This is a genomic window from Rhizobium viscosum (genome assembly GCF_014873945.1).
GTDB lineage: Bacteria > Pseudomonadota > Alphaproteobacteria > Rhizobiales > Rhizobiaceae > Rhizobium > Rhizobium viscosum.
Genome location: NZ_JADBEC010000002.1, coordinates 2,285,652 through 2,297,719, shown reverse-complemented (window position 1 = coordinate 2,297,719; position 12,068 = coordinate 2,285,652). Strand labels below are relative to the sequence as shown.

At 60.8% G+C, this 12,068-nt stretch carries 14 protein-coding genes; 8 read left to right on the top strand and 6 right to left on the bottom strand.

Going from position 1 to position 12,068, the window contains the following annotated elements; translation table 11 throughout:
• Positions 1-142 precede the first annotated feature (142 nt).
• On the top strand, positions 143-1,054 hold the full coding sequence (locus H4W29_RS31470; RefSeq protein ID WP_192732661.1) for an acetamidase/formamidase family protein: 912 nt from the start codon (positions 143-145) through the stop codon (positions 1,052-1,054).
• A 29-nt stretch (positions 1,055-1,083) separates the two neighbouring features.
• Positions 1,084-1,839, top strand: coding sequence for an IclR family transcriptional regulator (locus tag H4W29_RS31465; RefSeq protein ID WP_192732660.1), 756 nt, complete (start codon positions 1,084-1,086; stop codon positions 1,837-1,839).
• A 623-nt stretch (positions 1,840-2,462) separates the two neighbouring features.
• Here the strand turns inward: H4W29_RS31465 and H4W29_RS31460 are convergent.
• The 5 genes from H4W29_RS31460 to pcaQ form a co-directional block, all read right to left on the bottom strand.
• A complete protein-coding gene (locus tag H4W29_RS31460) occupies positions 2,463-3,032 on the bottom strand; it encodes a class I SAM-dependent methyltransferase (RefSeq protein WP_192732659.1) in 570 nt (189 codons plus the stop codon).
• A gap of 86 nt (positions 3,033-3,118) precedes the next feature.
• Positions 3,119-4,489, bottom strand: a complete 1,371-nt coding sequence (locus H4W29_RS31455) for a sensor histidine kinase (protein WP_192732658.1) — start codon at positions 4,487-4,489, stop codon at positions 3,119-3,121.
• Positions 4,486-5,163 (bottom strand): response regulator transcription factor, encoded by a 678-nt coding sequence (locus H4W29_RS31450; protein ID WP_192732657.1) that lies wholly within the window; start codon positions 5,161-5,163, stop codon positions 4,486-4,488. Before H4W29_RS31450 ends, H4W29_RS31455 begins: the two co-directional genes overlap by 4 nt.
• 81 nt (positions 5,164-5,244) lie before the next feature.
• Complete coding sequence (locus H4W29_RS31445) at positions 5,245-6,138, bottom strand: NAD(P)-dependent oxidoreductase (protein WP_192732656.1); 894 nt, start codon at positions 6,136-6,138, stop codon at positions 5,245-5,247.
• Positions 6,139-6,202: 64 nt separating this feature from the next.
• Positions 6,203-7,141 (bottom strand): pca operon transcription factor PcaQ, encoded by a 939-nt coding sequence (gene pcaQ / locus H4W29_RS31440; RefSeq protein WP_192732655.1) that lies wholly within the window; start codon positions 7,139-7,141, stop codon positions 6,203-6,205.
• A gap of 93 nt (positions 7,142-7,234) precedes the next feature.
• Between pcaQ and pcaD the strand changes: the two genes are divergently transcribed.
• From pcaD to H4W29_RS31410, 6 genes are all read left to right on the top strand, one after another.
• Positions 7,235-8,038: a 3-oxoadipate enol-lactonase gene (gene pcaD / locus H4W29_RS31435; RefSeq protein WP_192732654.1), complete on the top strand. Its 804-nt coding sequence runs from the start codon at positions 7,235-7,237 to the stop codon at positions 8,036-8,038.
• Positions 8,035-8,433, top strand: coding sequence for a 4-carboxymuconolactone decarboxylase (gene pcaC / locus H4W29_RS31430; protein WP_007821046.1), 399 nt, complete (start codon positions 8,035-8,037; stop codon positions 8,431-8,433). Before pcaD ends, pcaC begins: the two co-directional genes overlap by 4 nt.
• 10 nt (positions 8,434-8,443) lie before the next feature.
• A complete protein-coding gene (gene pcaH, locus H4W29_RS31425; protein WP_113145220.1) occupies positions 8,444-9,193 on the top strand; it encodes a protocatechuate 3,4-dioxygenase subunit beta in 750 nt (249 codons plus the stop codon).
• A 1-nt stretch (position 9,194) separates the two neighbouring features.
• Positions 9,195-9,806 carry a protocatechuate 3,4-dioxygenase subunit alpha gene (pcaG, locus tag H4W29_RS31420; protein WP_192732653.1) on the top strand — a complete coding sequence of 204 codons (612 nt, stop codon included), beginning with the start codon at positions 9,195-9,197 and terminating at the stop codon, positions 9,804-9,806.
• A gap of 111 nt (positions 9,807-9,917) precedes the next feature.
• A complete protein-coding gene (locus tag H4W29_RS31415; RefSeq protein WP_192732652.1) occupies positions 9,918-10,964 on the top strand; it encodes a 3-carboxy-cis,cis-muconate cycloisomerase in 1,047 nt (348 codons plus the stop codon).
• A gap of 62 nt (positions 10,965-11,026) precedes the next feature.
• Positions 11,027-11,794: an SDR family oxidoreductase gene (locus tag H4W29_RS31410; RefSeq protein WP_192732651.1), complete on the top strand. Its 768-nt coding sequence runs from the start codon at positions 11,027-11,029 to the stop codon at positions 11,792-11,794.
• A 2-nt stretch (positions 11,795-11,796) separates the two neighbouring features.
• On the opposite strand, the gene H4W29_RS31405 is transcribed toward H4W29_RS31410, so the two are convergent.
• Positions 11,797-12,006: a hypothetical protein gene (locus H4W29_RS31405; RefSeq protein ID WP_192732650.1), complete on the bottom strand. Its 210-nt coding sequence runs from the start codon at positions 12,004-12,006 to the stop codon at positions 11,797-11,799.
• Positions 12,007-12,068: the final 62 nt, after the last annotated feature.

Sequence of the window (12,068 nt, the reverse complement as noted above, 5' to 3'; positions counted from 1 at the left end):
TGTCAGGCCACCATCTTCTGCCGCCATATTTAACAATCCACCCGCGCCAGCATAATTTGCCGTCGACGGTCGCCCGGCTGACGCGTAAGTTCATTTAGCCACCTTCGACAGGACACCCCAGACATCCGAGCGGAACTTTACCATGACGACCCATGATTTCGTCGCTACTGCCTTTTACAACGTTCTTGGAACCTTGCCTCCGGCTTTGACGATCACAAGCGGTGACACGGTCGTCACCCGTACGCTCGATGCCTGGGGCTACGACGAGAACGAGGTCCAGCGGGCGCATGGTCCAAATCCCATGAATGGGCCAATTTTCGTCGAAGGCGCCGAGCCCGGAGATAGCCTCAAGGTCGAAATTCTGGACATGAAACCGACAAGGGACATGGGCTTCACGCGCAGCGTTCTGGCGGCAAATGTCATCGATCCCGAAGCGGTTCGTGATCTTCCGAGATCGGAAAAGACACTGTGGCATATCGATCGACACGCGATGACGGTCCAACTGAAGGAACCGGTTGCCGGAATCGAAAATATGCTTCTGCCGCTCTCCCCGATGATCGGCTGCTTCGGCGTGGCACCGAACTATGGCCAGGCAATCTCGACGGCGACGAGCGGTGCCTATGGCGGGAACATGGATTATCGCTTGCTCGGTCCAGGCGCGACGATCTGGTTCCCGGTCTCGGTATCAGGCGCATTGTTTTTTCTTGGCGACTGCCATGCCGTTCAGGGTGACGGCGAAATCGTCGGGACCGGCGTCGAAACCACGTTCGAGGTCACGGTCCGGCTAACGGTCGAAAAGGCAAGGCCAATATCCTGGCCGAGAGCCAAAATTGCTGATGATATCATTACCATAGGCAACGCCAGACCACTGGATCAGGCCCTGCAGCATGCGACAACCGAAATGCTGAATCTGCTCGTGGCGGATTACGGCCTGTCGAAGGTGGCAGCCAGCCATCTGCTCGGCCAGGTGGTCCGCTACGATATAGGCAACGTCTTCGACCCCGCCTATACAGTCGCCTGCCGGATAGCGAAGAAATGGCTCCCGGCACGCTGAAAGCTTGGCGGAAGGAGCCGACAACACCCATGCGCGAAAGCGATTTCGTCAGCGGCTTTGCCCGCGGTCTCAAGGTAATCGAAGCCTTCGGCGAAATGCATCGCCGGCTTTCGATCACCGATGCGGCGAAGCTCACCGGCCTCGACCGCGCCACGGTGCGTCGGTCGCTGCTGACGCTTGCCGAGCTCGGTTATGCCAATTACGACGGCAAATTCTTCACGCTGACGCCGAAAATCCTGCGGCTCGGGCATGCCTATCTGGAGGCTACCCCGCTGCCGGTGCTTATCCAGCCACATCTCGATGCGCTCTCCGAGAAAGCCGGCCAAAGCGCGTCCGCATCAGTGCTCGACGGCACCGATATAGTCTACGTCGCCCGCGCCTCGCAACGCCGCGTCATGTCGATCAACCTCACGCCCGGCAGCCGTCTCCCTGCTTATTGTGCTTCGATGGGCCGTGTCTTGCTTGCGGCCCTCCCCGAAGCCGAAGCACGGGCGGTTCTTTCCCGAAGCGAGTTAAAGGCGAACACGCCGAACACGAAGACCGATCCTGGGGAACTGATGGCAGAGTTCCGCAAGGTTCGCGCACAGGGCTATGCTCTCATCGACCAGGAGCTTGAGATCGGCCTCTGCTCCATCGCCGTACCGGTCGAGAACGATCGCGGTCAGACTGTAGTCGCCATCAATATCGGCGCACCGGCCGCCCATGTGCCGGCGGCCGAGATGGTCGCGCGCTACCTGCCGCTGCTCAAGGAAACGCAAACCACACTGCGCACTGTGCTGCGCTAAAGCATGTCGCGCAAAAGTGCGCAGCAGTTTTACGATACGACATGCGTCGAACAAAACCGAAGGCGTGCCAAGCGCATCTGAACGATTGCGACACGCTTTAGCTAGAGGGTGTGGGCGTACGTCCTGGAGACGCTGGCCTTGGGGTGGTTTGTCTTGCCGGCCGATCTGCAGAATTGCTTACGACGCTTACGATTGCCTACATAAACTTTGTAAGCGAATTTCCATAATGGTTTCAACGATTTATTGCTTCGCTTACGGACTTACGAAGTAATGGCGAAACTCAGGTGGAGAGACAGATCGGTATTCCAGGGCTGTTGGCTATCTCCATGAGAGTTTGAAACAGGCCGTAATTTCGTAAGTTTGTAAGCGCAATCGTTAAGGTGCTGATTTTGTTTGGTAAGCGCGCTTACAAAATTTGCAGATGCAGGGCAGCGCTTACAAAATTCGGGCATCGGGCTGTTAGAAGTGCCGAGCCATCCAGCCGACGGTGATCAACGCGCCGTTCCAGATGAGGCAGCCGATAAAGGTGGCGATAGCAAAACGGATAGCATCGCGACGACCATCACACCGCAGAGGCCTGTGGCAAGGATACAGGCCACAAAGTTCGGCAAAGCCATCAGCCGTCACTCCGGCCGGCGCGAAATGCGAAAGACGCTGGCGGGCGGAATATTCAGGCGCACCCGGCCGAGCCTCTCCGCCCGCAGGCCCAATTCCGCAAGCACATCTGGTGGTACGGAACAGGATTGGCCGTAGGTGAACTGGTAGAAGGCGCCGCCGCGTTCCAGCAGGCTGAACCCGCCGCCGACGATGGCGGTGATGACCTCGATGGGCATGTTGCGAAAAGGCAGACCGCTGACGATTGCCGCCTGCGGCCCGAGCTCGGCCTTGCAGGCAGAAAGCTCGCACGCGTCTCGCTGGAGGATCGTCACGTCAGGAAAGCGCTGCTGCAGCCGAGCGATGAAGCGGGTTTCGAGCTCCACCAGTGTCAGGTCTCGCGCCGGCAGGCCGCGTTTCAGAAGCGCCTCCGTAAAAACCCCTGTGCCGGGGCCAAGCTCCAGCACCTTGCCCGCCGAAGGCTCTATCTCACTGGTCATCAGCCGCGCCAGCCGCCCTCCCGAGGGCACGATCGCGCCGATTTTCCTGGGCTCGGCGAGAAGCGCACTAAAGAAGGCGGCCAGCGGCGGCTGTTGCATGCGGGTCTCCAGCATCGATTGTCCGCTTACGGTATTCCCCTTTCAAATGATGCGAGCATGACGTGCACCCGCGCCATCCGAAAGATTCACGCGGTCTGGACCGTCGGCTCGAAGCTCATGTTGAAAGCCGCTCCGCCGCCGGTCGCATCGGATACCCATACCTGCCCGTGATGTATTTTGACGATCTCGCGCACGAGATGGAGGCCGAGGCCGATACCCTGGCTGCGACCGTTCGCACGCTGGAAAGGCTCGAAGATCCGCTCCCGGTCCTCAGGCGCGATACCCGGGCCTTCATCGCTTACGGAAATTTGGGCCGGATGCTCCACGGCGATGGTGATGGTGCCGCTCCTGCCGCCATGCTGGATAGCGTTCTGCACCAGATTGGCGATCGCGCGCTCCAGCGCCGTCTCATCGCCGAGAATGCGCTCCGGCATCGAACGCAACTCGAAATTCGCCTGATAGCCGGCGGCGATGATCAGCGGTGCAAGTTCCGCGGCCTGCCGGCGCGCGACGGTCGCAAGGTCGATGGAGCAATCCGGCACGGGCTCCTGATTGAGCCGCTGCAGATCGAGCAGCTGCTGGGCCAGCGTCGAAAGGCGGGCGACATCTTCCAGCAGCCGGTTGGTCGCCTCCGTCGGCGGCATGGTTTCCAGCCGGTTCTGCAGGATGGCGATCGGCGTGCGCAGCTCGTGAGCGGCGGCCAGCATGAAACGCCGCTGCTTGTTGTGATCATCGTCGAGACGCTGCAGCGTTTCGTTCATGGCAATCACCAGTGGCGCAACCTCTTCCGGCACGTTTTCAAGCGGCAGGCGGTAGCCGCGTGTCGTCCCGTCGATACCTTGTGCTGCTTGTGCCACCTCGTTCAATCCGCGGTGTATGCCGCGCGCCACGAAGGGCGTGACGGCAAGCGTAATGAGCCCGGTGAGCAGGATGACAGGCAGCACGATGCCGGAGGCAATCGCCACGAAAACGACCAGCAGCTTACCGGCCGAAAGGCTGCCCTGTCGGCCGACGATGACGAGCAGATCGCCGTGATCCGTCTTGATTTTCTGCAAGCGTGCGGCAATCGTGGCGGGATTGTCCTCGTCCCCATTGAAACGGGCTTCGGCGATATCGCTACCCGACGCGGCGATGGCGAGATATTGCGCCGGCACATTGCCTTCACTGACCATGCGGCCCTGCTGATCGCGCACCAGAAACCAGAAGTCGGCCGCCTTTTCGCGCTGATAACCAAGATCATCGGTGTTGGTGATACGCATCGAACCGTCAGCGTTCCAGGCAATCGCTTCCGTGACCGCATCGATTGCATGTTCATCGGGTGCGAAGATGCCACTCATGCCTGAAATCCAGAAGACGAAGGCAAAGGCGATCGCGATCAGTACGAGGGTCGCAGCCTGCAGCGCCACCAGCCGGCGGATCAGCCTCCATTTCAGCGAATAGAACTTCATCTTCTTCATGGCCGGGCCTGCCGGATCAGATAGCCCACGCCGCGGATCGTATGGATCTCGACCCCGGCGCCTGCAGCATCGAGCTTACGGCGCACGCGCGAAACATGCGCATCGAGCGCGTTGGACTGGATTTCGTCATCCATGCCGTAGACCGCTTCCTCAAGGCTTGAGCGCTCCACCGTGCGGCCGGCGCGGCGCATCAGCGCCTCCAGCACCAGCAATTCGCGCCGCGGCAATTCGAGCGCCACTTCGCCGACACGCGCCTCGCGGTTACGCAGGTCGAAATGCAGCCGGCCGAGGCACAGGCTCTCGATCTCAATATTGCCGGGACGGCGCAGAATGGCGCGCAAACGCGCCATCAGCTCCTCGACGGCAAAGGGTTTGGCGAGATAGTCATCGGCGCCGAGATCGAGGTCCTCGATCCGGTCCTTCAGATCGCCGCGCGCCGTCAGCATGATGACGGGAACGGCTGCTTGGATACGGCGCGCTTCGGCAATCAGTTCCAAACCGTCGCCGTCAGGCAGGCTGCGGTCGAGCAGCAGCGCATCGTAGCTGTTCAGCCGTACGGCCTCTTCGGCCGCTTCGATGGTTGAAACGTGGTCCGTGATGATATTGTTGTTGCGGAGCGCCGCCACCAGCACGGCAGCCATTTCCGGTTCATCTTCCGCCAGCAAGACGCGCATTTAACCGTCCAACTTCAAAAGCCGCTCTCTGCACAGGCAAGATTGCGTCAGCATGACGCGAAAGGCCAGAGCGGTGTGGCGTCAATCCCCGAAAGGCAGGCTGATTGCCTCGGTTCGCGCTTCAAGCGCGCGGATGACGGCCGCCATGTCCTCACGCCCGAAACCCAGACTTTCGGTTTCCGCGTAAAGCGCATGGCAAGCATCGAGCAGCGGCGAAGCAATGCCCGCATGCCGAGCCGCTTCGGCGACCAGACGATTGTTTTTCAGCGCGTCGGAGATCGCCGCCTGCACTGAGAAGTCCCGCTCCACCAGCTTGCCGCTCTTGATCCGCGATATGCCGCTCGCCATCTGGCCGGCATCGACGACAGCTTTGAAAAGCCCCATGTCCAATCCCTGTCGAGCGGCAAAGTGCGCCGCTTCGGCGAGCCCCGTGACCGTCGTGATCAGAAATATATTGACGGCAAGCTTCATCAGGAGCGCATTCGGCACGGCGCCGCAGACAACCGTTTCCCTGCACATGGGCTTCAAAAGCAGACAAACCTCTTCGACGACGTCCGGATCTCCCGCAAGCATGACCACAAGCTGGCCTTCCTCCGCCGGCCGGCGCGAGCCTGAAACAGGCGCCTCGACATAATGGCCGCCGGCGGCCCGAATATCCGCCTCAAGCGCTTTCGAATATTCGGGCGCGGTGGTCCCCATATGGATGACGACATGTCCGGCTACCCGTTCGACAAAACCTGGTGTGCCGCGCCCGAGAACCGTGTCGATCACCGCTGCCGTTGCAAGCATCAGGATGACGGTCCGGGCTTTTGCAAACACTTCGTCGACATCCGCGGCCACTTCGGCGCCCGCTGTCCGTAGCGTGTCAGCGCTTTCCGGCGAACGGTTCCAGACGATGAGATCGGTACCTGCCCGCGCGAGATTGAGCGCCATCGGCGTACCCATCACGCCGAGACCGATGAAGCCTGTTTTCATTTTGCCGTCTCCTCGGATAGCCAGGAGCGAAGTCTACGAACAAAGGCGGCAATTGTCTTGAAGGTTAGTGCGCAGGTGTAGGCTGCCCCGAAATTTCCAGCGCTGCCTCACGGATCGTCTGCATGAGGATCGACAGCGGCAGCGAGGGGACGGAATCGGTACGCACCGTCAATCCAACGGGACCCTTCGTCTCGCTCGTATCGACCGGCAAGGCGACAAGCACGCCGTCGGCGATATCCCGCGCAACCACGCCGTTGGAAATGATCCAGATCGCGTTGCTATCGCGCACGAAAGCGCGGCCGAAGGCATCGGAAACAGTTTCGATCTGGCTCGGCAAGCTGGCGACACCATTGGCGATCAGGAAATTTTCGACCACCGGCCTGATGATCGAACCGCGGGTCGGCATCAGAAGCGTATAGCGGCCGAGTTCGGCGAAGAACGATTTGCCGGCGCCAAGCAGCGGATGGCCGGCGCGCACGGCAAAGACCACTTGCTCGGAATAAAGATGCTCGAACGAGAAGCCGGCCATCCTTTCTGCTCCCGCGAGACGACCGACGACGAGATCGAGATCGCCGACGCGCAACTGCTCCAGGAGAACGGTATTGTCACCGGTGACGATCTTCACCCGGCTCCAGGTATTTTCCTTCAAGAACAGGTCCATCGCCCGTGGCATGATGCGCGTCGAGACCGTTGGCAGCGCGCCGATCCGTATCGGTGGAGCGTCGCCGAACTGCTCCTGCGAGACGGAATCGAGCCCCTGCCGCAGCGCCGTCAGCGCGGCACCCGCATGGCGCAGGAAGACCTCGCCGTAGCGCGTGATCCGGATGCCGCGCCCATCGCGCTCGAAGACACCGACGCCAAGTGCCTGCTCAAGCTCACGGATCGTCTTCGTCACCGCCGGCTGGCTGACATGCAGGAGTTCGGCCGCCTTCACGACGCTTTTCTGCCGCGCCACCTCGACAAAAGTCTGCAGATGGCGAAACTTGATACGGCTATCGATCATTATTTTCATAACCCATGAGTTATCGGAAAGCCTAAAAATATCATTTTACTTAACCGGATCAACTCGCCAAATTGGGTGTGGAGGAGATTTAAAGTGCAGTTTGCCAGTATCAACGACGTAACGATCCACTACCAGCTCATCGGTGCGCCGGCTGACAGGCCGGTTATCGTCTTTGTCAATTCGCTCGGCACGGATTTCCGGATCTGGCGGGATGTGATCGTCCGTCTTGCCGGCGATTTTGCCATCATTCTCTATGACATGCGCGGCCATGGCCTTTCCGATGTCGGCCAGGTCCCCTATTCCATGGAGGACCATTCGACCGATCTTGCCGGCCTGCTCGATCTGCTGTCGGTCAAGGATGCCGTCATCTGCGGCCTTTCGGTCGGTGGCCTGATTGCCCAGTCGCTCTATCAGCGTCGTCCGGATCTGGTAAAGGCGCTCATCCTCTGTGATACCGCCCACAAGATCGGCACGGCCGAAAGCTGGAACAATCGCATTGCCGCGGTCGAACAGAACGGCATTGCGAGCATCGTCGACATGGTCATGGAGCGCTGGTTCACGCCGGCTTTCCGCCGACCGGAAAACATCGCCTATGCCGGTTATTGCAACATGCTCATCCGCCAGCCGGTGGAAGGTTATAACGCCACCTGCGCGGCGATCCGCGACGCCGATTTCACCGAGGCCGCTGCCAAGATCAAGGTGCCGACCATCTGCGTGGTCGGTGATCAGGACGGCTCGACGCCGCCGGATCTGGTGTTGTCGACGGCAAAGCTGATCCCCGACGCGCGCTATGAAGTCATCAAGGACTGCGCCCATATTCCGCCCGTCGAGCAGCCGGAAGCGCTGACCGCGATCATCCGTGCCTTCCTCTCATCCATCGGAGAAAAGAGCCCATGAGCGACACCGCGTCCGAACGCTATCACCAGGGCATGGTAACCCGCCGCTCCGTTCTCGGCGATGCCCATGTCGATCGCGCCCAGGCGGCTTCGACCGAATTCGACAGGCCGTTCCAGGAGCTGATCACCGAAGCGGCCTGGGGCCATGTCTGGTCCCGACCGGAACTGACGAAGCGTGAGCGCTCGATGATCACGATCGCGCTGCTTGCCGCACTCGGCCAGGACGACGAGGTGGCGATGCATGTGCGTGCCACCGCCAACACCGGAGCCTCCCGGGAGGATATTCGCGAGGCGCTCTTGCATGTGGCAATCTATGCCGGCGTGCCGGCCGCCAATCACGCGATCAAGATCGCCAAACAGGTTTTCGAGCAGATGGACGCCGGCAAGGCGGCCTGAGGGGGAGAGAATGTCCGACTTACCGAACCGCAAGCCAGAAACCGGGGCCTTCTTCGCTCGTGACCGCGCCTGGCACTCCCCGGCCTATACGCCGGGCTACAAGACATCAGTTCTGCGCTCACCGCAACGCGCGCTGCTGTCTCTCGATGGCACGATCTCGGAAATCACCGGTCCTGTCTTCGGCCATTCGATGATCGGCGAGATGGATAACGACCTGATCCATAACTTCGCCCGCCCCGGCGAAAGCGCCATCGGCGAACGCATCATCGTGCACGGCCGGGTGCTCGATGAGCGCGGCCGACCGCAGGCCGGCGTTCTCGTGGAGTTCTGGCAAGCCAATGCCGGCGGCCGCTATCGCCACAAGAAGGAAACCTATCTCGCCGCCATCGATCCGAATTTCGGCGGCTGCGGACGCTTCGTGACCGACGAGGAAGGCCGCTATTTCTTCCGCACTGTTCGCCCTGGCGCCTATCCCTGGCCGAACGGCGTCAACGATTGGCGCCCGGCCCATATCCATTTCTCGATCTTCGGCCACGGCTTCTCGCAGCGTCTGATCACCCAGATGTATTTCGAAGGCGACCCGATGATCTGGAAATGTCCGATCGTCGGCACCATCCCGGACAAGGCGGCGATAGAGCAGCTTATCGCGCCGCTCGACTGGGGCAACACGATCCCGATGGACAGCCGCGCCTACAAGTTCGATATCGTGCTGCGCGGCCGCCGCTCGACCATGTTCGAAAACAAGCTGGAGGGGAACTGACATGCAGGAACTCGGCTACCTCAAGGAAACCCCGTCCCAGACCGCCGGCCCCTATGTCCATATCGGCCTGACACCGAATTTCTGTGACATTACCGGCGTCTATGATACCGACCTCGGCACACAGATGGTCAATGACAAGACGCTCGGCGAGCGTATCACCGTCAGCGGCCGCATCTTCGATGGCGCCGGCGCGCTTGTTCGCGATGCCGTGATCGAGATCTGGCAGGCAGACAGCACGGGCCTTTATAACAGCCCCTCGGAAATGCGGGGAACGGCCGACCCAAACTTCACCGGCTGGGGCCGTTGCCCCACCCGCGCCGAAGACGGCGTCTATAGTTTCGAGACGATCAAGCCCGGCAAGGTGCCGTTCAAGGACGGCCGCAAGATGGCGCCGCACATCACCTTCTGGATCGTCGCCCGCGGCATCAATATCGGCCTGCACACGCGCATGTATTTTCCGGAGGAGCAGGAGGCCAACGCAGCGGATCCGATCCTGTCCCGGATCGAACACCGCGAGCGTGTGGCCACGCTGATCGCCACCCGTGAGGGTGCGAAGCTCAGCTTCGATATCTATCTGCAGGGACCGAAGGAGACGGTGTTCCTGGATATCTGAGCCGGCTTGCGGGCAAGGCTCGGTGCAAGTAGCGTCCCATCACCCTTTCCTCTTCTCCAGGGGAGAGGGCATCGGATGGCGGAAGAGGACTGCAATGAAACGGGACGCTCCATGACGACCTCCCCCTTCGACCACCCCTTCCTGTCCGGCCTGCTCGGCGACGCTGAAATTGCAGGCTATTTCTCTGCCGACGCCGATGTCAGGGCAATGTTGTCCTTCGAGGCGGCACTCGCTCGCGCTGAAGCAGTGCATGGCATCATCCCGGCCGAGGCGGCCCGAAAGATCCACGAGACCTGTGCCATTTTTACGCCTGATATTGCCAGCCTGAAGACGGCGACCGCGAAGGATGGCGTCGTCATTCCCGATCTGGTCCGGCAACTGAAGAAAGCGATTGGCGGCGAGGCGGCCGAGCATGTGCATTTCGGCGCGACCAGCCAGGACGTCATCGATACCAGCCTGATGCTGCGGCTGAAATCCGCGACCTTCCTCTTCGGTGGGCGTCTGCATGCCCTCGTCAGTGGAATGGTCGCACTCGAACGACAATTCGGCACCAATCGCCTGATGGGCCATACGCGCATGCAGGCCGCCATCCCCATTACCGCCGCCGACCGTATCGCCGCCTGGCGGATCCCGCTGGAAACCTATCGCGACCGGCTGACGGAGCAAGTGTTCCCGGTCCAGTTCGGCGGTGCTGCCGGCACGCTCGAAAAACTCGGCGCCGAAGCCGCTGCCGTGCGAAGTTCGCTGGCGCAGGAACTGGGGCTCACCGACGAACCGCAATGGCAGAGCCGGCGTACCCGCATCGCCGATCTCGCCAATCTTTATTCGCTGATCTCAGGCAGCCTCGGCAAATTCGGTCAGGACATCGCGTTGCTTGCCGAAGCTGGCGGCGAAATCGAGCTTGCGGGCGGCGGCGCCTCCTCGGCCATGGCGCACAAACAGAATCCTGTCGCCGCCGAAACGCTGGTGGCGCTTGCCCGCTTCAACGCCACGCAGCTTTCGGCCATCCACCATTCGCTCGTCCATGAACAGGAGCGCTCGGGGGCGGCCTGGACGCTGGAATGGCTTGTCTTACCGCAGATGGTCATGGCGACCGGCGCTTCGCTGCGGCTCGCCACGGAACTCGTCGGCAACATCAAGCGTCTAGGGACGAGCTGATCGCCTTTGCACTCAGTTGGTAAAACCGGCTATGCAGAGGCGTTGATTTCAGGAGTGATCCCGTGACCTTTCCGCTCTTCGATCTTTCCGGCCGCCGCGCGCTGGTGACAGGCTCCAGTCAGGGCATCGGCTATGCACTGGCGCTCGGCCTTGCCGAGCATGGCGCCTCCGTCATCATCAATGGCCGAAATGCCCAGAAAGCGGAGGCGGCTGCCGAAACGATCCGCGAAAAGAAACGCCATGCCGTCAGTGCCGCCTTCGATGTGACGGATGCCGAGGCCAGCAGAACCGCCATTGCCTATATCGAGGCGGAGATCGGTCCGATCGATATCCTGATCAACAATGCCGGGATGCAGTTTCGTACGCCGCTTGAGGAGTTTCCGGTCGAAAAGTGGGACGAACTGTTCCGAACCAATGTCTCCAGCATCTTCTACGTCAGCCAGCCGGTGGCACAGGCGATGATCAGGCGCGGCCGCGGCAAGATCATCAATATCGCTTCCGTCCAGGCCGAACTCGCTCGTCCGAACATCGCCCCCTACACCGCGACCAAGGGTGCTGTCCGAAACCTCACCCGCGGCATGGCGACGGACTGGGCAAAGCATGGCCTGCAGGTCAACGCCATCGCGCCAGGCTATTTCAAGACACCACTCAACCAGGCGCTTGTCGACGATCCGAAATTTTCCACCTGGCTCGAGACCCGGACGCCGGCTGGTCGTTGGGGCAATGTCGAGGAACTGATCGGTGCCGCCGTCTTCCTGGCGTCGAATGCATCGTCCTTCGTCAATGGCCACATGCTGATGGTCGACGGTGGGATTACCGCGTCGCTCTGAGGTTAATCGCCTCCTCCGTCACTACCGCCATCGCCGCCATCATCGCAATCAAAACTCATCTCGACGCCGCCTTCAGCTTGGCCACGAACGAAACGCCCTCGAAAACGAAGGCGAGCCCACCAGGGCGGGTTCCAGGACAAGAATACGGCAAACGCGACGATCAGGATGGAAACGACCGAGAGGCCTATAAGGATCTCCGCGACTGGAGACATGTTTACTCCAAAGATTGCCTAACGAAATTATCTCAGCAATTTCGGCGAGAAACAAGAACATT

Bases quoted from the DNA above. Each gene is read 5' to 3' on its own strand.
- H4W29_RS31460 (WP_192732659.1), bottom strand. From the start codon at position 3,032: ATGCAACAGCCGCCGCTGGCCGCCTTCTTTAGTGCGCTTCTCGCCGAG.
- H4W29_RS31445 (WP_192732656.1), bottom strand. From the start codon at position 6,138: ATGAAAACAGGCTTCATCGGTCTCGGCGTGATGGGTACGCCGATGGCG.
- H4W29_RS31465 (WP_192732660.1), top strand. From the start codon at position 1,084: ATGCGCGAAAGCGATTTCGTCAGCGGCTTTGCCCGCGGTCTCAAGGTA.
- pcaQ (WP_192732655.1), bottom strand. From the start codon at position 7,141: ATGATCGATAGCCGTATCAAGTTTCGCCATCTGCAGACTTTTGTCGAG.
- H4W29_RS31405 (WP_192732650.1), bottom strand. From the start codon at position 12,006: ATGTCTCCAGTCGCGGAGATCCTTATAGGCCTCTCGGTCGTTTCCATC.
- pcaC (WP_007821046.1), top strand. From the start codon at position 8,035: ATGAGCGACACCGCGTCCGAACGCTATCACCAGGGCATGGTAACCCGC.
- H4W29_RS31415 (WP_192732652.1), top strand. From the start codon at position 9,918: ATGACGACCTCCCCCTTCGACCACCCCTTCCTGTCCGGCCTGCTCGGC.
- H4W29_RS31450 (WP_192732657.1), bottom strand. From the start codon at position 5,163: ATGCGCGTCTTGCTGGCGGAAGATGAACCGGAAATGGCTGCCGTGCTG.
- H4W29_RS31470 (WP_192732661.1), top strand. From the start codon at position 143: ATGACGACCCATGATTTCGTCGCTACTGCCTTTTACAACGTTCTTGGA.
- pcaH (WP_113145220.1), top strand. From the start codon at position 8,444: ATGTCCGACTTACCGAACCGCAAGCCAGAAACCGGGGCCTTCTTCGCT.
- H4W29_RS31455 (WP_192732658.1), bottom strand. From the start codon at position 4,489: ATGAAGAAGATGAAGTTCTATTCGCTGAAATGGAGGCTGATCCGCCGG.
- pcaG (WP_192732653.1), top strand. From the start codon at position 9,195: ATGCAGGAACTCGGCTACCTCAAGGAAACCCCGTCCCAGACCGCCGGC.